Source organism: Streptosporangium lutulentum (genome assembly GCF_030811455.1).
In the GTDB taxonomy this organism is placed as follows: domain Bacteria; phylum Actinomycetota; class Actinomycetes; order Streptosporangiales; family Streptosporangiaceae; genus Streptosporangium; species Streptosporangium lutulentum.
Genome location: NZ_JAUSQU010000001.1, coordinates 908,144 through 929,470 on the forward strand (window position 1 = coordinate 908,144; position 21,327 = coordinate 929,470).

General features: G+C 69.9%; 17 protein-coding genes. 8 read left to right on the top strand and 9 right to left on the bottom strand.

Annotation, left to right across the window (positions count from 1 at the left end; genetic code table 11):
- Positions 1-6: 6 nt before the first annotated feature.
- The 8 genes from J2853_RS03860 to J2853_RS03895 form a co-directional block, all read right to left on the bottom strand.
- Positions 7-2,253 carry a penicillin acylase family protein gene (locus tag J2853_RS03860; RefSeq protein WP_307555021.1) on the bottom strand — a complete coding sequence of 749 codons (2,247 nt, stop codon included), beginning with the start codon at positions 2,251-2,253 and terminating at the stop codon, positions 7-9.
- A 384-nt stretch (positions 2,254-2,637) separates the two neighbouring features.
- Complete coding sequence (locus tag J2853_RS03865; protein WP_307555023.1) at positions 2,638-3,864, bottom strand: vWA domain-containing protein; 1,227 nt, start codon at positions 3,862-3,864, stop codon at positions 2,638-2,640.
- A complete protein-coding gene (locus J2853_RS03870; RefSeq protein ID WP_307555025.1) occupies positions 3,854-4,714 on the bottom strand; it encodes an SRPBCC family protein in 861 nt (286 codons plus the stop codon). Before J2853_RS03870 ends, J2853_RS03865 begins: the two co-directional genes overlap by 11 nt.
- 21 nt (positions 4,715-4,735) lie before the next feature.
- On the bottom strand, positions 4,736-5,626 hold the full coding sequence (locus J2853_RS03875; protein ID WP_307555027.1) for an AAA family ATPase: 891 nt from the start codon (positions 5,624-5,626) through the stop codon (positions 4,736-4,738).
- A gap of 6 nt (positions 5,627-5,632) precedes the next feature.
- Positions 5,633-6,613, bottom strand: coding sequence for an XdhC family protein (locus J2853_RS03880; protein ID WP_307555028.1), 981 nt, complete (start codon positions 6,611-6,613; stop codon positions 5,633-5,635).
- A 16-nt stretch (positions 6,614-6,629) separates the two neighbouring features.
- The gene (locus J2853_RS03885) at positions 6,630-9,023 is read right to left on the bottom strand and encodes an aerobic carbon-monoxide dehydrogenase large subunit (protein WP_307555031.1); all 2,394 of its coding nucleotides are present in this window, start codon (positions 9,021-9,023) and stop codon (positions 6,630-6,632) included.
- Positions 9,020-9,535: a (2Fe-2S)-binding protein gene (locus J2853_RS03890; protein WP_307555033.1), complete on the bottom strand. Its 516-nt coding sequence runs from the start codon at positions 9,533-9,535 to the stop codon at positions 9,020-9,022. Before J2853_RS03890 ends, J2853_RS03885 begins: the two co-directional genes overlap by 4 nt.
- A gap of 1 nt (position 9,536) precedes the next feature.
- Entirely contained in the window at positions 9,537-10,412 is an 876-nt protein-coding gene (locus tag J2853_RS03895) for an FAD binding domain-containing protein (protein WP_307555035.1), read from the bottom strand.
- Positions 10,413-11,005: 593 nt separating this feature from the next.
- Here J2853_RS03895 and J2853_RS03900 point away from each other — a divergent pair.
- The 8 genes from J2853_RS03900 to J2853_RS03935 all read left to right on the top strand — a co-directional run bounded on the left by J2853_RS03900 (position 11,006) and on the right by J2853_RS03935 (position 20,799).
- Positions 11,006-11,593, top strand: a complete 588-nt coding sequence (locus tag J2853_RS03900) for a 2Fe-2S iron-sulfur cluster-binding protein (RefSeq protein ID WP_307555037.1) — start codon at positions 11,006-11,008, stop codon at positions 11,591-11,593.
- The gene (locus tag J2853_RS03905; protein WP_307555040.1) at positions 11,590-12,582 is read left to right on the top strand and encodes an FAD binding domain-containing protein; all 993 of its coding nucleotides are present in this window, start codon (positions 11,590-11,592) and stop codon (positions 12,580-12,582) included. The genes J2853_RS03900 and J2853_RS03905 overlap by 4 nt, the downstream gene beginning before the upstream one ends.
- Positions 12,579-14,789 carry a xanthine dehydrogenase family protein molybdopterin-binding subunit gene (locus tag J2853_RS03910; protein ID WP_307555042.1) on the top strand — a complete coding sequence of 737 codons (2,211 nt, stop codon included), beginning with the start codon at positions 12,579-12,581 and terminating at the stop codon, positions 14,787-14,789. The genes J2853_RS03905 and J2853_RS03910 overlap by 4 nt, the downstream gene beginning before the upstream one ends.
- Positions 14,790-15,191: 402 nt before the next feature.
- A complete protein-coding gene (arfA, locus tag J2853_RS03915) occupies positions 15,192-16,700 on the top strand; it encodes an arabinosylfuranosidase ArfA (RefSeq protein WP_307555044.1) in 1,509 nt (502 codons plus the stop codon).
- A 57-nt stretch (positions 16,701-16,757) separates the two neighbouring features.
- Positions 16,758-18,116 carry an extracellular solute-binding protein gene (locus tag J2853_RS03920; RefSeq protein ID WP_307555046.1) on the top strand — a complete coding sequence of 453 codons (1,359 nt, stop codon included), beginning with the start codon at positions 16,758-16,760 and terminating at the stop codon, positions 18,114-18,116.
- On the top strand, positions 18,113-19,021 hold the full coding sequence (locus tag J2853_RS03925) for a carbohydrate ABC transporter permease (protein ID WP_307555048.1): 909 nt from the start codon (positions 18,113-18,115) through the stop codon (positions 19,019-19,021). The genes J2853_RS03920 and J2853_RS03925 overlap by 4 nt, the downstream gene beginning before the upstream one ends.
- The gene (locus J2853_RS03930) at positions 19,018-19,851 is read left to right on the top strand and encodes a carbohydrate ABC transporter permease (protein ID WP_307555050.1); all 834 of its coding nucleotides are present in this window, start codon (positions 19,018-19,020) and stop codon (positions 19,849-19,851) included. The genes J2853_RS03925 and J2853_RS03930 overlap by 4 nt, the downstream gene beginning before the upstream one ends.
- Before the next feature lie 369 nt (positions 19,852-20,220).
- Positions 20,221-20,799 carry a hypothetical protein gene (locus J2853_RS03935; protein ID WP_307555052.1) on the top strand — a complete coding sequence of 193 codons (579 nt, stop codon included), beginning with the start codon at positions 20,221-20,223 and terminating at the stop codon, positions 20,797-20,799.
- Here J2853_RS03935 and J2853_RS03940 read toward each other — a convergent pair.
- Complete coding sequence (locus J2853_RS03940) at positions 20,796-21,044, bottom strand: hypothetical protein (RefSeq protein WP_307555054.1); 249 nt, start codon at positions 21,042-21,044, stop codon at positions 20,796-20,798. The genes J2853_RS03935 and J2853_RS03940 overlap by 4 nt on opposite strands.
- Positions 21,045-21,327: the final 283 nt, after the last annotated feature.

The window sequence follows — 21,327 nt, forward strand, 5'->3', positions numbered from 1 at the left end:
GGCAGATCACCTGCCGGGCCTGTAGCTCCGCTCGATATGGCCCTTGAGGTCGTCGGGATAGAAGTAGACGGGCCGGAGGTTGCCGCTCGCGTAACGTTCGGCCTGGTCGTTGAAGTGCGGTGAGCCGGGATGCCCGCTCGCGCCTCCCGCCGTCACCGCCCAGGCGCGCAGCCTCGGCCCGAACTCCACGACCGCCACGAAGCTGTTGCCGCTGGTGCCGTAATAGCGCTTCGTTCCCGGATAGCGCCTCGCCCCGAACGAGGCGAGGGAGCCCCATTGCGCGGAGGTGAAAGGCACCGGGCTGCTCGGCTTGGCGTCGTCGAACGTCTGGACGATCGCGCCGTCGTTGCGCTGGAAGCGGTTGATCTCGCCCCAGGGCACCTGCCAGCCGCCGAAATCCTGGGTCAGCCGCTCCGCCGCCGCCTTGAGCGCCGTGAGCCGCTGCGCGTCGGTGGCACGCTCGGCCAGGTAGTCCCACATCGACAGGCCCGCGTCCCTCGCCGCCTGGGCCAAGGGCGCCCAGAGCGCCTCGCCCCAGAACACGGCCAGCGAGGTCGCGGTCGAATCCGCGCCCCAGCGGTGGTCCCAGCCGCGCAGCAGACCGATCGGGCCGGCGAGATCCGCCTTCTGCCGGTCGCCCTCGGGCAGCCTGTCCCACGCCGTGATCAGCCCCGGCACGAGCCGGGCGAAGGCGGTGAGGTAGGTGTCGAAGGCGGCGGCGATCAGCGTCTGCGGGGTGAAGTCGCGCCGCGCGCTCAGCACCCGGATCGCCTGCGGCCCGCGCGGGTTCTCGCCGGCCTGGTCGAAATAGCGCGGGTAGTCGGTGGCCTTGGGGCTGTCCGCGCCGGCCGCGGTCCAGGGCCAGTTGTTCGCGTTGAACGCCCAGCCGTTCTTCGGGTTCACCGCCTGCGGCAGGCTCTTGAGACTGTGCAGCCCGCGCCAGTCGGTCGCCGGGTCGCTGCCGTCGACGGGCTTGCGATAGTCGAAGCGATCGTCGCGGACCGGCATGAACTGCGGCATCAGGAAGGCGATCTCGCCCTTGGAGTCCGCGAACAGCGTGTTGTTCGAGCTGTTGGCCTTGAAGCCCGCCACCTCGAGGTAGTCCGAGTAATTGCGCGCCTTGGTGCGCAGGAAGCTCTGCTGCAGCGCCTCAAGGGGCTTGTTCATCAGGGAGAACGCGATCCACTTGCCGTCCGCCTCGCGGACGATCGGACCGTGGTGCGTGGCGAAGGTGGTGAAGTCGCGCCGCGCCTGCCCGCCGTCCGCGGTGCGGTAGGACAATGTGATCTTCTTCGTCTTCACCGGCCGCAGCGCGTTGCCGTAGCGGTAGGAGCGTCTGCCGTTCGCCCCGGTCACGATCGTCTCGGCGAACTCGTCGACGTTGTCGACGCCGCTCGACGTGTGCATCCAGCCCGCGTTCGCGTTGAAGCCCTGGTAGATGAAGAACTGTCCCCAGGTGGCCGCGCCGTAGGCGTTGAGCCCTTCGCCGCTCGTCACCTGCTGCTCGGCGCGGAAGAAGAAGCTGGTGTGCGGGTTGATCAGCAGCAGTGCGTGGCCGTTCCGCGTGTGACTCGGCGCGATCGCCATGCCGTTGGAGCCCTTGGGCTCCTGGAACAGCAGCCCGCGCTCCTCGTCGGTCATCTCCACCGCGCGGTCGCCGTAGAAGGCCTCAAGCTGGGTGAGCGGCACCCTCTCGATGTCACCGCCGATGCTGCCTTCGGAGAAGCTCAGCGCCATCCACGGCTCGAACCGCTTGATCACGCGCGGACGCACCTCGGGATGCGTCTCCAGGTAGTGGTTCAGCCCGTCCGCCCAGGCCTGCATCAGCTTGCGCAACCAGGCCGGGCTCCTCGTGTGATCCCTCTTCAGCACCTCGGGATCGACGAACAGCCGCTGGCGCAGGTCCTGCCAGATCGCACTCTCGCCCTCGGCCTCGGCAAGGCGGCCGAGACTGACCAGATAGTTGTTCTCGATCCGGTTGAAGTCGTCCTCGGCCTGGGCGTACATCATTCCGAACACCGCGTCGGCGTCGGTCTTGCCCACCACATGGGGGATGCCCCAGTCATCACGGGTGATCGTCACGTTCGCCGCCTGCCGGTGCCGGCGGACGGAATCGGGGGCGATCCGCGTGGAATCGGCGGACGCGCCGTCGGGCGGCAGTCCCACCGCGACGGTCGCGGCTCCAGCGGCCAGTCCGGCCGCTCCGCCCAGGACGCGGCGCCTGCTCAGCCCTTCGTGCTGCGGGTGGTTCATGAGGGGGGTCCACCTTTCTCAGGGATCAAGGGATCATGCGGGGTTCACGCGACCTGTGCGGTGGCGGGGCGCGGACGCGGGGCTCCCCGTCACCGTTCGGCGGCGCTACCGCGTACCCCCGACACCCTGACGGGTGAGCCCGTCCCGGTGGCCACCGTCCGGCCGGGGAACGGCAACGATCATCACTGCCTCCCGGGTCGCTTGGTGATCAATCTTTCCAAGATGAGTACCACTCGCTCCGGCCGGGCGGCAATAGAGATCAAAAGATAGGTGACGTGCTAGACGCATTCGTGACAATCAAAGTTCAATGTGAGTGAATGCGTCGGTCAGGCGTGAAAGGGGTCGGTTCGGCGCGTGGGAAGGTGCCGGCCCGACCCTGAGGACTCAGGTTCGGTGGCAGACCCGTGAGATCTCAGTGATCACGTGTTGCAGGGATCGGAAGGTGTCCGCCGGCAGCAGCCGGTCGCAGTACGGAAGAGCGGCGGCCATGCCGGCGACGCGCGGCTCGAAGCCCGGGGCGGAGGCCCTCGGGTTCATCCAGATCACGCGATGCGCGCGCCGGCGCAGGCGCGCCATCGCGGACGCCAGGGCCTCCGGGGAGTCGCTGTCCCAGCCGTCCGAGCCGACGATCACGATGGCGCCCCGGACCGCTCCTCCGTGGTGGGAGGACAGCAGCGCCCGCACGTTGGTCGCTATCAGCGTCCCGCCGAACCGGTCGGTGACCTTGTCCGTGGCCTGCTCGATGGCGACGGCCGCCGACTTGTGCGTCAGGACCGTGGTCAACCGGGTCAGCGACGTCGCGAAGGCGAACACCTCCGCGTCGGCGGCCAGCGCCAGGGCGCGCATCAGGTGAAAGTAGGCCTGTGCCTGCGCCTGCATGGACTGGCTGACGTCACAGAGCATGACGACCCGTCGCGGTTTGTCGATCGCCCGCTCCCGCACCAGGCGAAGGGGCTCCCAGCCGGTCCGGCGAGAGCGCTGTACGGTGGCCCGCACCGCGATGCGGCGGCCTCGGGGACCCGCGGCGAGCCGCCGGCTCCGCCGGGTGGGCCAGTCGGCCACGAGCGAGCGCAGCCACGTGCCGAGCAGTTCCATCTCCCGGGCGTCGAGGTGTTCGAACGGGACCTCCGCCAGGCCGGAGACGTCGTTCGGCAGGCGGTCGGGTACGGCGAGCGAGCCGTCCGGCTCGTCCGCGCCGGCGACCACCGGGGGGAGCGTCGCCCAGGGCAGCGCGTCCCCGGGCCGCTGCTCCGAGGAGGCGCCGGGCAGGGAGGCGAGGACGTCGTCGTCCCCGCCGATGGTCCGCGACCGACGGCGCGCGTGCGGATCGAGCGACAGGGCCACGCCGCCGAACACCGCCGCGAACACCGCGTCGAAGACGTCGATCTCCGAGCGCCGCCGTACCAGGCTGATCCGGGCGGTCCAGTACAACCTCGTCGGCGAGTCCGGAGGGGACACCTCCAGTGCGCGGACGAGGTTCTCGACGGCGGTGAGACCGACGGGCACGCCACGCTGCCGAAGGCGGACCGCGAGCGCGACGGCGAACGCCGCGCGGTCGACCCCCGGCACCATCGGGGAACCGGCCGGGTCGGGGGACGACTTACGCGACAAGGAGATAGACGACGACGGCGAGGACGACAAGAAGGGCGACGGTGACGGGAAGCGCCCGCTTGTAGACGGAGCTGCCGGCGATGCTCATCACGTCCAGCGGTTCGGCGTCGGACGCCGGGGTGATGACGCGTCCGCGCGCCGGATCGGCGTCGCCCGTTCCCGAGGGTGCTTCCCCGGTCTCGGCTGTTTCCCGGGACGGCGTATCGGCCTTGCCCGTTCCCTCGGGTACCGCATCGGTTCCGTCTGTTTCCCGAGACGGCGTATCGGCTTCGCTCGTTTCCCGGGGTGCCGCATTGGCGTCGGCCGCCTCCTGGAGTGCCGGGCCGGGACGCGCCGGCGTCTTTCGGACCTCGTCCGGCCGGGCGACGCCGGGCGAACCGGGGTCCGCGGCCGGGGTGGCGGGGACGCCGACCGCGAGCTTTCCCTCAAGGCAGGCCGCGAACTGGCCGAGCAGCTTCCCGGAGACCTCTTTGATCATTCCACTGCCGAGCTGGGCGATCTTGCCGGAGATCTTCAGATCCGTGTCGACGGTGACGACGGTGTGCGCGCCGTCGGCCCGGAGCCGCGCGGTGATGACCGCCGAGGCGTTGCCCGCCCCGCGCGAGTCGCGGCCCTTGGCGTCGATGACGGCGCGATGGTTCGTGTCGTCCTTCTCGACGAACCGGACCGTGCCGGCGTACTCGGAGACGACAGGGCCGACCTTGACCTTCACCTTGCCGGAGTAGACGTCGCAGTCCACCCCGGTCAGTTGAGCGCCGGGCATGCACGGGGCGATGCCCTCGAGATCGGTGAGCACCGCCCACGCCTGATCGATCGGAACGCCGACGGTGAACTCGTGGTCAATCCTCATGGCCTCTCCCTGTGCTGTCGATCAGGCGGTCGCGCCGTGGGCACGGCCCAGATGGCCGAGTGCCCCGGTGATCGCGTCGCAGTCGTCCGGTGTCTTCGCGATGGTGCTGAGTGTCCGGACGACGTCCTCCCGGACCAGGTCGGTCGCGCCGAGCGCGGACAGGGCGGAGACCCAGTCGATCGCCTCCGCCATGCCGGGCGCCTTGTCGAGGTCGAGCAGGCGCACGCGGCCGATGAACGCGGTGACCGACCGGATCAGGGGCTCGTTCGCGGCCGGAACCGAACGACGCAGGATCTCCGCGGCCCGCTCAGCCGGGGGAAAGTCGATCCAGTGGTACAGGCAGCGCCGCCGGAGCGCGTCGTGCAGGTCCCTGCTGCGGTTGGAGGTCAGGACGACGATCGGCCGGCGCTTCGCCGTGAACGTGCCGAGCTCCGGGATCGTGATCGAGGACTCGCCGAGGAACTCGAACAGCAACGCCTCGAACTCGTCGTCCGCGCGGTCGATCTCGTCGATCAGCAGCACGGGCGGCATCGGCCCGCTGTGCCGGATGGCCCGCAGGATCGGGCGCTCCTGCAGGAACTCCTCGCTGAACAGGTCGGCGTCGGTCAGGTTGTCCCGCCGCGACTCGGCCAGCCGGATGGCGAGCAGCTGCCGTTGGTAGTTCCACTCGTAGAGCGCCTCGCTCGCCGTCAGCCCCTCGTAGCACTGCAGCCGGATCAGGGGCGTGACCAGGGCGCGGGCCAGGGCCTTGGCCGCGGTCGTCTTGCCGACGCCGGGCTCACCCTCCAGGAGCAGGGGCTGACCGAGGGTCAGCGCGAAGAACAGCGCCGAGGCGGTGCCCTCGTCGACCAGGTAGTCCATGTCGTCCAGGCGTCGCTGGACCTCGGCGGCATCGGCGAAGATCTGGTTCACGACGTTCTACAGCCCTCCTTCCTCCGCGTAGCGCCGGCGGCAACCCGGTCCGCAGAACCACACGTCCTCACCGCCGACGGCCAGGTGGGGCGTGCCGGGGGAGAGGGTCACGGTCATGCCGCAGATCGGGTCGACGGCCTGCGCCTTCGGGGCCGTCGCGGGTCCGCCGCCCGGTCCGGGAACCGCCGTCGCGGGTCCGCCGGCCGGCGACCCGGAAGTCGGCGTCGAGGGTTCGCCGCCGGGCGGGCCGGAAGGCGTCGCCGCCGGGGTCAGTCCCCGGGTGCGGATCGCGGCGACGATCTCCGCCAGGATCGACAGGGCGATCTCGGGCGCGGTACGGGCCCCGATCCGGAGCCCGACCGGCGAACGGACCCGCCGGCGTTCGGCCTCGGTGAGTTCCATCTCCGCCAGCACCGCCGTACCGCGCCGGTGGCTGGCGACCAGGCCGACGTACTCGACCCCGGCGTCCAGCGCGGCGCGGATGGCGGCGATCTCGTCGCGCCCGTGGCTGCACACCACGACCGCGGTGGCGCCCGCCGGACCCCGCTCGTCCGCCGCCCGCCGTACGGTGAGGTCCAGCGGGCGGGCCAGCTCGGCCAGCGCCTCGGCGATCGGCGACCGGCCGACGATCCAGATCACCGGCGACGGGAGCAACGGCTGGAGAAAGATCTCCAGCGCGCCGCCGGACAGGCAGGGGTTCACCACGACCTGGGCGCCGGGAGACTCGGGGAAGTCCAGCTCGCCTTCCGGCAGCACCCGCAGCAGCACGGACCGGCCGTCCCGAAGCGCGCCGAGAGCAGCCGTGCGCACGGAGCTCTCGGCGCACTGGCCGCCGACGAAACCCTCGATGGAGCCGTCGAGCAGGACGATCGCGTCGTCGCCGGGGCTGACCGCCGTCGGGAAATGGGCGCGGACCACGACCGCGTGGACGAACGGAACGCGGTCGGCGACCAGTTCCCTCATTCGCGTCGAGATGCCGGAAAGCATGAACGCTCCGATTCGGTCAGATCGGCGGCTGCGGCGCGCCACGCATGGCGTCCCACACCCGCGAGGGGGTGAGTGGCATGTCGGCGTGGCGGATGCCGAACGGTTTGAGCGCGTCGACGACCGCGTTGACGATCGCCGGAGGGGAGCCGACCGTCGCCGACTCGCCGACGCCCTTCGCGCCGATCGGATGATGCGGCGAGGGGGTCACGGTGAACCCGGTCTCCCAGTCGGGAACCTCCAGCGAGGTCGGGATGAGATAGTCCATGAGCGATCCGCCCAGGCAGTTGCCGTCCTCGTCGAAGGCGATCATCTCCATCAGGGCCATGCCGACGCCGTCGGTGAGACCGCCGTGCACCTGGCCTTCGATGATCATCGGGTTGATCCGGGTGCCGCAGTCGTCCACCGCGATGAACCGCCGCACCTTGACCTGGGCGGTGCCCGGGTCGATGTCGACGACGCAGATGTAGGCGCCGTGCGGGTAGGTGAGGTTCTCCGGGTTGTAGCAGATCTGCGCCTCAAGCCCGCCCTCGACCCCCTCGGGCAGGTCTCCCGCGCCGTGTGCCCTCATCGCGATGTCCTGGATCGTGACGGACTTCCCCGGGTCGCCCTTGACGTGGAACGAGCCCTTCTGCCACTCCAGGTCTGCGACGGAGACCTCCAGCATCCCCGAGGCGATGAGGCGCGCCTTGTCGCGCACCTTGCGGGCCACCAGGGCCGCCGCCGCGCCGGACACCGGGGTGGACCGGCTGCCGTAGGTACCGAGCCCGAACGGCGTCTGGTCGGTGTCGCCGTGCACGACGTCGATGTCGGCGGGCGGGATGCCGATCTCCTCGGCGACGATCTGCGCGAAGGTGGTCTCGTGGCCCTGCCCCTGGCTCTGCACCGACAGGCGCACGACGGCCTTGCCGGTCGGGTGGACGCGCAGCTCGCACCCGTCGGCCATGCCCAGCCCCAGGATGTCCATGTCCTTGCGCGGACCCGCGCCGACCGCCTCGGTGAAGAAGCAGACGCCGATTCCCATCAGCTCGCCGCGGGCGCGCCGCTCGGCCTGCTCCGCGCGCAGCTCGTCGTAGCCGGCGATCTCCATGGCCTTGCGCATGGTCGGCTCGTAGTCGCCCGAGTCGTAGACCCAGCCGGTCTTGGTCTTGTAAGGGAACTGCTCGGGCTGGATGAAGTTCTTGACGCGCAGCTCGACCGGGTCCATCTTGAGCTCGTACGCCAGGCAGTCGACCAGGCGCTCGACGAGATACACGGCCTCGGTGATCCGGAACGAGCAGGCGTAGGCGACGCCGCCCGGCGCCTTGTTCGTGTGGACGGCCGTCATCTTGCAGTAGGCGGCCTGCAGGTCGTAACTGCCGGTGAACACGCCGAAGAAACCGGCCGGGTACTTCACCGGCGCGGCGACCCCGTTGAAGGCGCCGTGGTCGGCGAGCACGTTGGTGCGGATGGCCAGGATCCTCCCGTCCCCGGTCGCCGCGATCTCGCCGCGCATGATGTAGTCGCGGGCGAAGCCGGTGCTCGTGAGGTTCTCGGAGCGGTCCTCCATCCACTTCACCGGCTTGCCGGTGACGATCGAGGCCACGATCGAGCAGACGTAGCCGGGATAGATCGGGACCTTGCCCCCGAAGCCGCCGCCGATGTCCGGCGCGATGACCCGGATCTTGTGCTCGGGCAGGCCGGCGACGATCGCGTACAGCGTGCGGTGGGCGTGTGGCGCCTGCGTCGTGGACCACAGCGTCAGCCTGCCGTCGATCCGGTCGTAGTCGGCGACGGACCCGCAGGTCTCCATCGGCGCGGGGTGCACGCGGGGATAGACGATGTCCTGGGTGACGGCGACGTCGGCCGCCGCGAACACCGCCTCGGTGGCCGCCTCGTCCCCGGTCTCCCAGTCGAAGACGTGGTTGTTCTCCTTGCCGTCCAGGTCGTCGCGGATGACGGGCGCGCCGGGATCGAGGGCTCTGCGGACGTCGATCACGGGTTCGAGCACGTCGTACTCGACATCGATCAGTTCGAGGGCGTCGCGGGCCGCGTAGCGGTCCTCCGCCACGACGAACGCGACCTCCTGGCCCTGGAAGCGGACCTTGTCGGTCGCCAGGACGGCCTGCACGTCGCCTGACAGGGTCGGCATCCAGGCCAGCCCCATCTCGGCCAGGGCGGCCCCGGTGACGACCGCCTTGACCTTCGGATGCGCCTCGGCCGCGCTGGTGTCGATGCTCACGATCCGGGCGTGCGCGACGGGGGAGCGGAGGATCGCCAGATGCAGCATGCCCGGCAGCTGCACGTCGTCGCAGTAGCGGCCCTTGCCCCGGATGAACCTCGGGTCCTCCTTGCGGAGCATCCGGCCGTGGCCGACCGGCTTCTGGTCGTTGTTCTCGAACTCGGAGGCCGGACGCTGGTCGACGGTGGTCATGAGGCGGTCCCGGTGGTGACGGTGGGCGAGTCCGCCTCGTGCGCCTGCGAGCCGGCCTCGTGAGCGGCGGCCCATCGCACGGAACGGATGATGGTCGCGTAGCCGGTGCACCGGCAGATCTGGCCGGAGATCGCCTCACGGATCTCCTGCGCCGACGGGTCGGGGTTGCGGTCGAGCAGGGCTCGCGCGGTCATCATCATGCCGGGCGTGCAGAACCCGCACTGCAGCCCGTGGCACTCCATGAATCCCCGCTGCACCGGATCGAGCTCGCCGTCCCGCTCAAGGTCTTCCACCGTGCGCACCTCGTGGCCGCCGGCCGTCGCCGCGAGCATGGTGCACGACTTGACGGGCTCACCGTCGAGCCACACCACGCAGGTGCCGCAGTTGCTGGTGTCGCAGCCCCAGTGGGTGCCCGTCAGGCCGAGATGGTCGCGCAGGAAGTGGACCAGGAGCAGGCGGCCCTCGATCTCCCTGGTGATCTCCTCGCCGTTGACGGTCATCGAAACCTGCATGTCAGGCCCCCTCGTTGATCCGGGCGACGGACCGGCGCAGGGCCCGCTTGGTGAGTTCCTTGGCGAGGTGGCGCTTGTAGTCGGCGCTGCCGCGCATGTCGGTGACCGGGTCGCAGCTCTCCGCGGCGAGGGCGCCGGCCCGCTCATAGAGCTCCTCGGACGGTCGTCTCCCGCGCAGCGCCTCGGAGACCGCGGGGAGTCCCGTCGTGTTCGGGCCCACCGCGGCGAGGCCCACCCGGGCGTCGGCGATCACCTCGCCGTCCAGCCAGACGGCCGTGCCCGCGGACGCGATCGCCCAGTCGCCCGCGCGGCGCTCGACCTTCTCGTAGGCGCTGGACCCGCCCTCCCGCACCGGGATGCGGATCTCGATCAGCATCTCGCCGTCCCCGACGGCGGTCTCGTAGGGGCCGCGATGGAACTCCTCCATCGTCACGACCCGCTCGCCGGTCCGGTTGCGGATCACGCAGCTTGCTCCGAGGGTGGTGCACACCGCGGACAGATCCTCCGACGGGTCGGCCTGGCACAGCGAGCCGCCCAGGGTGCCGCGGTTGCGGACGACCGGATCGGCGATGACCCGCTCGGCGTCACGGAAGATCGGGAAAGTCGCGGCGAGCGCGTCCGACTCGAGCAACTCGCGGTGCCGGGTCATCGCGCCGATACGGATCCGGGCCGGCTCCATCCGGATGTAGCCCAGTTCGCCGTGGAGTTCGTTGATGTCGATCAGATACTCCGGGTTGGCCAGCCGGAGCTTCATCATCGGGAGCAGGCTGTGGCCACCCGCGAGGAGCCGCGCGGAGCCGCCCAGCCGCTCCAGCAACCCGATGGCGTGATCGACGCTGGTGGCACGCTCGTATTCCAGCGGGGCCGGAACCTGCATGCGACACCCCCTTGTCTGGTGCTTGGCAGCCAAGTGGACCCCCGTCCGATAGCACTGTCAACAGCCACCTAAGGATTCGCTTAATTCGCTCGGGAAACGCGTGCCCGCCGGACGGGCACGCGAGGGCGCCCGCCGGACGGCCCGCTCACGCGGGGGAACGGGTGCCGCGAATCCACGCCGTCACCGGCCCCGATAAACTCTCCCGAATCCGGGATGTACCAGAGACGGACATGAGGATCAGGAGATGCGGACGGGCTACGACGCCGTGCTTGGCCGCCCTTCACGGGCGTCCACCCGGGGTGCCGGTCGCCGGTTGCTAAATGGAGCATCCTCCGCTTACCCTGTCAGGCATCGGAGGGTCCTTCGGCCGGCGGCCGCCGCGACCTCGGTTCCGCTGCCGGGAACAGGATCGTCATGACGGCATCACCACCCGGTTCACCCATGAGTCCACCACCGGCGAGGTCGTCGCGGGCATCGATCTGATCGGCGAACCGTCCGTCGTCCTCCGAGAACGCCTCCGGTACCGGAGGCGGGACCGCTCGCGTCCCGGCCGTCGGCGGCGGACCTCCAACGCCTTGTCTTCAGGAGATGTAATGGACACCACGTCCAGTGCCATTTCGCTACGTGTCAACGGCGAAACATATTCACTCACGGTCGACAACCGCACCACCCTGCTCGACGCCCTGAGGGAACGCCTCGATCTGACAGGGACGAAGAAGGGCTGCGACCACGGGCAGTGCGGAGCCTGCACCGTGCTCCTCGACGGCCGGCGGGCCAACTCCTGCCTTCAGCTCGCGGTCGCCGCCGAGGGGCGCGCGGTCACCACGATCGAGGGCGTGGCCGACGGCGAGCGGCTGCATCCGGTGCAGCAGGCGTTCCTCGACTTCGACGGCTACCAGTGCGGCTACTGCACGGCCGGTCAGGTCTGCTCCGCGGTCGCCGTGATCGAGGAGCACGCCGCGGGCTGGCCGAGCGCCGCCACGGCCGACGTCCGGCCCGAAGCGGGGCCGCCCTCACTCGACGACGACGAGATACGGGAGCGGATGAGCGGCAACCTGTGCCGGTGCGGAGCGTACGTGTCGATCGTGCGCGCGGTCGCGGCGGCGGCGTCGCAGGCGGCGGCGGAACGCGAATCCGCCGGTGACACGGTTCAGGCCGGCGGGGCGCGGGTGACGGCATGAGAGAGTTCGGCTACAGGCGCGTGACCGAGGTGCCCGAGGCGGTCGCCCTGCTCACCACGAACCCCGAGGCCCGCTTCCTCGGCGGCGGCACCAACCTCGTCGACCTGATGAAGGCCGGCGTGGAGAACCCCTCGCTGCTGGTCGACGTCCGCGAGCTCCCGCTCGACCGGATCGAGGTCGCGGACGACGGGGCACTGAAGATCGGCGCGACCGTGACCAACAGCGACCTCGCCGCGAACCCCGAGGTCAGACGCCGCTACCCGGCACTGGCCCAGGCGGTGCTCGCGGGCGCGTCCGGCCAGCTGCGCAACATGGCCACCGTCGGGGGGAACCTGCTGCAGCGCACCCGCTGCGGGTACTTCGGCGACACGGCCCAGCCGTGCAACAAGCGGGTGCCCGGCAGCGGGTGCCCGGCGCTCAAGGGCGAGCATCACAACCACGCCATCCTCGACTGGTCCGAGCACTGCGTGGCCACCCATCCCTCGGACATGGGAGTGGCGCTCGCCGCCTTCGACGCCGTCGTCTCCGTTCACACGGCTGACGGACCCGCCGAGCTGTCACTGCCGGAGTTCTATCTTCCGGTCGGCGACACCCCGCACCGCGAGACCGCGCTGCCGCCCGGCGCGCTGATCACCGGAGTGACCCTTCCGGCCGCCCCGGTGGCGGCCCTGTCCCGTTACCGCAAGGTGCGGGAGCGCGCGTCCTACGCGTTCGCCAACGGCTCGATCGCGGCCGCCCTGGACGTCGAGGACGGCACCGTACGGGATGTGCGGCTCGCCTTCGGTGCGGTCGCGTCCCGGCCGTGGCGCGCGCGGGAGGCCGAACGAGCGCTGACCGGCGGACCGGCGACGGCCGAGGCGTTCGCCGCCGCGGCCGACGCCGAGCTGGCCGCGGCCAGGCCCCTGACGCACAACGGGTACAAGGTGCCGCTGATCCGGAATCTGGTCGTGACCATGCTGACCGAGCTCACCCAGGAGGCCGTCCGATGACCACGCAGACCGCCCCGTCCGCGTCCGCCCCGTCCACCGCGGTGGCCTCCACCGGCACGGCCGTCACCACCGCCGCGCCCACCCGCTCCTCCGGCGCCGTCGGCACCTCGCACACCCGGCTGGAGGGCCGCGCCAAGGTCACCGGAGCGGCCCGCTACGCCGGGGAGGTGCCCTTCGCCGAACTCGCGTACGGCTGGCTGGTGACCTCGACCGTGGCCCGCGGCCGGATCCGTTCCATCGACACCGAGCCCGTCCTCGCGATGCCCGGCGTGATCTCCGTCCTGCACCACGAGAACGCGCCGCGCCTGCGGCCGGGAGTGGGCATGATGGGGCCCGACGCGACCCTGCAGATCCTGCAGGACGACCGGGTGCCGCACTTCGGCTGGTCCGTGGCGCTGGTGGTCGCGGAGACCCCGGAGCAGGCCAGGGCGGGGGCCGAGGCGCTTTCCGTCACCTACGACGAGGAGCCGCACGACGTCGTCTTCTCCGGCGACCACCCCGGCCTGTACACCCCGGACGGCGGGATCCGGGGCAACACGGACATGGAGAACGGGGACGTCGAGGCCGAGCTGGCCGCGTCCCCCGTGGTGGTGGACCAGCGGTACACCACGCCCGAGGAATACCACAGCGCGATGGAGCCCCATGCCGCGGTGGTGCGGTGGGAGAACGGCCGGCTGGAGGCGATCGACTCCAACCAGGGCTCCCACGCCGTCGCACAGGACCTGGCCAAGCTGTTCTTCCTCGACGCGACCTCGGTGCGGGTGCGGTCGGAGCACGTCGGCGGGGCCTTCGGGTCCAAGGGCCTGATGCGCCCGCACCTGATCCTCGCGGCGATGGCCGCCACCGTGCTCGACCGGCCGGTCCGGGTCGTCCTCACCCGCCGGCAGATGTTCTCGCTGGTCGGACTCCGGCCCGCGACGGCACAGCGGGTCCGGCTGGGCGCCGCCCCCGACGGGCGGCTGCGGGCGCTCGACCACGAGGCGGCCTCGTTCTCCTCCACCGTCCACGAGTACACGGAGCAGAGCGGGCAGCCCAGCCGCGTCATGTACGCCGCCGGCGCGCTGCGCACCCGCACCAGGGTGGTACGGCTCGACACGCCGACCCCGTCCTTCATGCGCGCCCCGGGGTGGGCTCCCGGCTCGTTCGCCCTCGAGTCGGCGATGGACGAGCTCGCCGAGCGGGTCGGCCTGGACCCGATAGAGCTCCGCCTGCGCAACGAACCCGGGGTCGCACCCGCGTCCGGGCTGCCGTTCAGCAGCCGCAACCTCGTCGCCTGCTTCGAGGAGGGAGCGCGCCGGTTCGGCTGGGCGGACCGGGACCCGCGTCCCGGGTCGCGCAGGGACGGGCGGTGGCTGGTCGGGACCGGTGTGGCCGCGGCGGCCCACGCGGCCGGGACCGTACCGTCCTCGGCGTCCCTCACCGCCGAGGCGGACGGCGCCTTCACGGTACGGATCGCCGCGGCCGACATCGGGACCGGCGCCCGTACCGCGCTGGCCCAGATCGCCGCCGACGCGCTGGCGGTGCCCGTGAAAACGGTCCGGGTGAAGATCGCGGACAGCGATTTCGGGCACGCGTTCCTCGCGGGCGGTTCCCTGGGCACCGCCTCCTGGGCCTGGGCGATCACCGAGGCGGCGGCCGCGCTCCGGGAGAGACTGACCCTCGTCGACCACATCCCGGGTGAGGGGATCACGGCCCGGGCGGACACGACGGATCTGGTCAAGGCCATGAAGGGGCAGGAACGTCATGCCTTCGGCGCGCAGTTCGCCGAGGTGGCGGTGGACGTGACCAGCGGGGAGGTGCGAGTGCGCCGGATGTTCGGGATCTTCGCCGTGGGCCGGGTCGTCAACCCGCTGACCGCGCGCAGCCAGCTCGTCGGCGGGATGACGATGGGACTGTCCATGGCGTTGCACGAGGAGGGGATCAGGGACACCGCGTCCGGCGGCCTGGTGAACGCCGATCTCGCGGGCTACCACGTGGCGTCCAACGCGGACGTGCCCGTGATCGAGGTCGACTGGGTCGACGACCCGGACACCTACAACCCCACCGGGATCAAGGGCCTCGGCGAGGTCGGAATCGTCGGGACCGCGGCGGCCATCGCCAACGCCGTCCGGCACGCGACCGGCGTACGCCACCGGGACCTGCCCATCCGCCTCGACCGCGTGCTGGCGGCCGGGACCGCGATCGAGAACGGCGGAGCGGCGCGGTGACGGCGCCGCCCGCGGGATCACGCGACACGGGCTGGTCTCCGCCGGGCGCCGCCGGACAGGGCGTGTAGGTCCCCCCGCCTCGGCCGGTGGTCAGGAAGGGTTCACCGCCCTTCCTGACCTCGGCGAGCGGGGTTCACGGGGCTCGGGGACTCGGGGGGCTCGCGGGGTGAAAGTGGCCAGCTGGACGTCGTCCGCGATGAGCTGGGGGTTCGTCACGGTGATCGGATCGTGATTTGACTCACACTTGACCCGCCCCCATGAGAGCGTTAACACTCACTCCAAGTAACCGTTGGTCCCTCGTTATGTTAGCGCTAACAACTGGAGTCGCTTAACTTCCCGGGTAATCCACGAGCTTGGCGGCCTCGCCGGAAGCCGGCGCTGGTCGCACCTGAGGAGATCTTTGTGCTGTCCGCGCACCTCACCCTCGACCCCGCGTTCAGGGTGGCCCCCGTCCATCGGCGCACATTCGGAACATTCGTCGAACACCTCGGCCGGTGTGTCTACACCGGCGTCTACGAGCCCGGCCATCCCACCTCCGACGAAGACGGCTTCCGGCGCGACGTGCTGGAGCTCACCCGCGAACTGGGTGTCACCACGGCCCGCTACCCCGGCGGGAACTTCGTGTCCGGATACCGCTGGGAGGACGGCGTCGGCCCGCGCGACAGACGGCCCCGGCGGCTCGACCTGGCCTGGCACAGCACGGAGACCAACGAGTTCGGCCTGGACGAGTTCGTCGCCTGGACCCGCAAGGCCGGGGTGGAGCCGATGATGGCCGTCAACCTCGGTACCCGGGGCATCGCCGAGGCGCTGGACCTGCTGGAGTACTGCAACATCGAGGCCGGAACCCACCTGTCGAACCAGCGGATCGCGAACGGCGCCAAGGAACCGCACGGGATCCGGATGTGGTGCCTGGGCAACGAGATGGACGGCCCGTGGCAGATCGGCCACAAGACCGCCCGCGAGTACGGACGGCTGGCAGCCGAGACGGCCAGGGCCATGCGCATGATCGACCCGGGTCTGGAACTCGTGGCCTGTGGGAGCTCCGGTTCCAGCATGCCGACCTTCGGCGCGTGGGAGGCGACCGTGCTGGAGGAGACCTACGACGTGGTGGACTTCATCTCCTGCCACGCCTACTACGAGGAGCACGACGGCGACCTGGCGAGCTTCCTCGCCTCGTCGCTGGACATGGACCACTTCATCGACTCGGTGGTGGCGACGGCCGACAGCGTGGGAGCCCGGCTCAAGAGCAAGAAGAAGCTCAACATCTCGTTCGACGAGTGGAACGTCTGGTACCTGTCCCGTTTCCACGACGCCGAACCGCCGCGGGACTGGCCGGTCGCCCCGCCCCTGCTCGAAGACCACTACCACCTGGCCGACGCGGTGACCTTCGGCGGCCTGCTGATCTCGCTGCTACGGCACAGCGACAGGGTGACCTCCGCCTGCCTGGCCCAGCTGGTCAACGTCATCGCCCCCATCATGACCGAACCGGGCGGCAGGGCCTGGAAGCAGACCACCTTCCACCCCTTCGCCCAGGCCTCCCGGTACGCGGCCGGCCAGGTGCTGCGGGTCGAGCCCGACTCGCCGACGCACGAGACCGCGAGATTCGGAGAGGTCACCGCCCTCGACGCCGTCGCCACCCACGACGAGGAGAGCGGCGCCACCACGCTGTTCGCGGTCAACCGTTCGATCGACCGGCCGCTCACCCTCACCGCCGACCTGCGTGCCCTCGGCCCGGTACGGCTCGCCGAGGCCACCGTGCTGTCCGGCCCCGATCACTACTCCCGCAACACCGCCGACGCCCCGGACACCGTGGCTCCCCGAGCGAACGCCGACGTCCGTCTCGCCGACGGGACCCTGGAGATCACGCTGCCGGCCGTCTCGTGGAATGTGATCCGCCTCATCCGCCCGTAGAGATCCATCCGGCCGCGCTCGTCGGGGGAGACGCGGCCTCGCTCCCTGGAGACAACAGTGGACGACACTCCACCGACCCCGTTCCCGACTTCGATCTCGTCCCGGATCACCCGTAGGAGCCTGCTGGGCGGCGCCCTCGCCCTCGGGCTCCTCGGCTCCGGATGCTCCCTCCCCGTGGACCTGGGCTCCTCCCGGACCCGCATCAGATACTGGCACTTCCTCGGCGCGAGCGACGGGGTCATCATGAACGGGATGGTCGGCGCGTTCGCCAAGGAGAACCCCGGCCTGTTCGTGGAGGAGAATGTCCTGCAGTGGGGCGAGCCCTACTACACCAAGGTCGCGATGGCGGGAGCCGGGGGCCGTTCCCCCGATCTCGCGACCTTTCACCTCGCCCGGCTCCCCGGCATCGGCCCCGGCCTGATCCTGGATCCGATCAACCTCGACCTGCTCGCCGAGAACGGTCTGCGGGCCGAGGACTTCAGCCCTCCCATCTGGGAACGCGCCCACGTCGACGGAGTGCTGTACGCGGTGCCGTTCGACGCCCACCCCATGGTCCAGTACTACAACACCGACGTCTGCGGCCGTGCCGGGCTGCTCGGCGGCGACGGCAAGCTGCTGCCCACCAAGGGCGCCGACCAGTTGCTGGAGTCGCTGCGCGAGGTCAAGGACGTCCTCGGTGGCAAGCCCCCGCTGGTCTTCGACGCGCTCGGCCTCGGGACGGTGGGGCCGTGGCGGGTGTGGTGGTCGCTGTACCCCCAGAGCGGCGGCACCCTCCTGTCGGACGACGGCACCACGATCACGATCGACGACGCCAAGGCGCTGGAGGCGCTCTCCTTCATGCGCACGCTGGGCGCGGAGGGACTGTGCGACCCCACCACCGACTACGGGGCGTCGGTCGCCGCCTTCCAGAACGGCGACGCGGCCTTCCTGTGGAACGGTGACTGGGAGATCACGACCTTCAAGCAGGCGAAGACGCCGTTCAACATGGTGCGCTTCCCCTCGGTCTTCGGCGGCGCCTCGGCCCAGGCCGACTGCCACGTCTTCGTCCTGCCCCACCAGCGCGACCGCGATCCGCGGATCGAGCGGGAGACCTACCGGTTCATCGCCTACCTGGTCAAGAACAGCGCCGACTGGGCGGTGGCCGGTCACGTGCCCGCCTACCTCCCCGCGCTGGAGGAGCCCGAGTACCTGGCACTGAGCCCGCAGTCGGAGTACCGCTCGGTCATCACCGACGTGGCACTCGACCCGCAGGTGTGGTTCACCGGATCGGCGTCGAGGCTGTGGATCGAGTTCGGTGAGGCGTTCTCCCCGGTGATCGCCGGAACGCGCACGCCCGAGCAGGGCCTGGCCCTGGCCAAGGCCGCCCTGCGCGGGCTGATGGAGGCACCCAACCCCTTCCCCGAGGAGCCCCGATGACGACCACCGTCGAAGCCCCCGCCGGCGCCGCGCCGGTCGCGAAGACCGGGGCGGGACGCCGCTGGACCCAGCACGGGCTGCTGTTCGTCGCGCCCTTCCTCGTGGTCTACGTGGCCTTCCTGGTCTGGCCGCTGCTGCTGGGCCTGAGGATGAGCCTGACCAGCGTCAACATCGCCGGGTCCAACGCCGGGTTCGTCGGCTTAGCGAACTACGCCGAGGCGTTCGGCGACCCCAGGATGTGGCGCTCTCTCTGGAACACCGTGCTGAGCACCGTGCCCCTGGTCGTCCTGGGGCTGGTGTTCGCCCTGCTGGTGCACAATCTGCGCTTCATGCGCTGGCTGTGGCGGCTGTCGTTCTTCGCGCCGTTCCTGCTGCCCTCCGCCGTGGTCTCGCTGCTCTGGCTGCAGATGATCTATCAGCCCGGCTTCGGCCTGCTGAACGGGACGTTCGGGACCGACATCCTCTGGCTGGGCGATCCGGACCTGGCGATGTGGTCGGTCGTGATGACCACCGTCTGGTGGACGGTCGGCTTCAACTTCCTGCTCTACCTGGCCGCGCTGCAGAGCATTCCCGAGCACCTGTACGAGGCCGCCGCGATCGACGGCGCCTCTGCCTGGGACAAGCTGCGGTCGATCACTCTGCCGATGCTCCGCCGTACCACCGGCCTCGTCGTGGTGCTGCAACTGCTGGCCTCGCTGAAGGTCTTCGACCAGATCTACCTGATGACCGGCGGAGGCCCGGAGAACTCCACCCGCCCGATCATCGAGTACGCCTACGACATCGGCTTCACGGGGTACCGCGTCGGCTACGCCTCGGCCGTCTCCTACATCCTTTTCATCCTGATCGTCGCTGTGTCCCTGGTGCAGTTACGGCTGTTCCGCAAGCGTGAGGAGTCTCTCCGATGACCAAAAGGTTCAGCCCCGGCCAGCTGGTCCTGCTCGTCGTCACCGGGGCGCTCGCCGTGGTCTGGCTCGCGCCCCTCGCCTGGGCGGTCGCCACCTCGCTCAAGCCCGAGGCCGACACCAACAAGATCCCGTTGCAGTGGGTCGGCAGTGAGGTCACCCTTGACGCCTACCGCCTGGTCCTGGGCACCGGCGGCATCGTCAAGTGGGCGATCAACTCCACCGTCACCGCGGTCGTCGTGACGGTCATGACCGTGCTGTTCTCGGCGATGGCGGCGTACGGTTTCGCGCGCACCCAGTTCCGGGGGCGGCGCGTGCTGCTCGCCGTGATCCTCGCGGGGATCATGGTTCCCCCGCAGGTGCTGATCGCCCCGCTGTTCGCCGAGATGGTCGCGCTGGGGCTGGTCGACACCTGGTGGGGCATCATCCTGCCGCAGGTCGCCGCGCCCGTCATCGTGTACATCCTCTACAAGTTCTTCCAGGGCGTCCCCCCGGAGCTGGAACAGGCCGCGTTCGTCGACGGGGCCGGCCGCTGGCGGGTGTTCTTCACCATCGTGCTCCCGCTCTCGCGCCCGGTGCTCGCCGCGGTGTCGATCTTCACGTTCATCACGACCTGGAACAACTTCCTCTGGCCGTTCCTGGTCTCCACCGACCCGAACACGATGACCCTGCCGGTGGGACTGGCCAACGTGGTGCAGGGCACCTTCGGCGTGCGCTACGCGCAGATCATGGCCTCCGTGGTCCTGGCCGGCCTGCCGCTGCTGATCATCTTCGTGTTCTTCCAGCGCCAGATCGTCCGCGGCGTCGCCCACACCGGCCTGGCCGGGGAATGACGGTTTCGACGGGCGTCGCCGATGTGGTGGTCAGGCCGCGGACGCGGTCTCGTAGCCGGCCGGACCGCGGTAGCCGAGGCCATGGTGCGGCCGGTGACCACCGGGTCCCGACGAATTCGAAGATCGCGCTGCCCTTGCCGCGCGGGACGGCATGGATACGCGGAGCTCCATGGATACCGCGCGAGCGTCGGCGGACCTCGGCGATCCGCTCGGTCGGCTTCGCGTCACGGACCTGGGGACCCGGGGACCCGGGGCCTGGCGCGGGCGGGGGCGACGGTGCGGCGAGCGGAGAAGCCGGCTCGGGAGAACCGCGGCAGCTCACACGTCGATTGCGACTACAACGTGATCTTTGCTCGCGAAGATGATCGAATGGATATCGACAAGCTGCGTCTCCGTATTGAGGAGTTATCCCAGCGATTTGGTGTTGACCCACCTGACGTGGTCTACGGTGAACCGCCCCAAGGAGCGGACTGCACGCTGAAGAGACGCGGCAAGAGCTCGTTGATCATCGTCGGAGCCACCTTCGAGACCATGCCGGAGCATGCGCAGGAGGCGGATCTCGCATGGGTCATCGCGGCGTCTGACCGCGAACGCCTTCGTAAGGAGGGTGTGCCGGCTCGAGTTGCGCGTAGCATCGGCGCCGCGATCGGCATAACAGGGGTGCTGCTGTTCTTCCTGGTCGGCTCGATCGTTCTGGCGGTGACAGCGTCTTTGACACTTCTCATCGTGATCGGCCTACCGATCATGATGAGAGCGCAGGTATATACACTGGACCGTCGGGTGGCCGAGGTCTGTGGAAGAGAGACGGTCCATCGCGCTTTGGAGTACTGGCAGGAAAACCCGCCTCGGATGCGAGGGCTCTATCGACTCGTGATGAAGCTGCAGCCTTCCTCGGCGAGACGAGCCGCCCGGCTGACCTCTGCGCGAACCACGCCCTTCCCCGCCTAAGCAGCCGGCTCCTGTGGTTGGCGATCATCCTGGAGTTGAGGCTCTCGCCGGAGGCTTGAAAGGCGTCGGAGCAGAGGGTGAAGAACGGCCATGGTCGCCACAGCGATCACGGCGGTGATCAAGGCGATGCAGAGCAGCAGGCCGACAAGTATGAGCACGTAGCGCACGAATCCGTAAGCAAACGAGAAGAGAACCTCTCCGTAGGTGAAATCGAAGGGCATCTCGTCCGCTTCGTCAGGAAGCAAAGTCGCTCCTTTTCACACGCATCGTGGGTGCGGGGAGAGAGTACATCGGCCATGAGGGAAGTGCCTTGAGGCCAGGTGGTCCGTGTGCGGTGAAGCGCCCCCTGCGCGGCGCGTTGGTTAGGCACGGTGCGGCGCGGTTCGCCGCCCCTTGATTTTCATATGAACAATTCGGCAATCCTTTAAGGACACCCGTGCCGAGTCTCGTTTGGCGCTTGACGCTTTGGCGTCGAATGATGCTTGACGGCACGAGCGTGAGCGCGAACCTTTCGACCTGTCGTGCTGT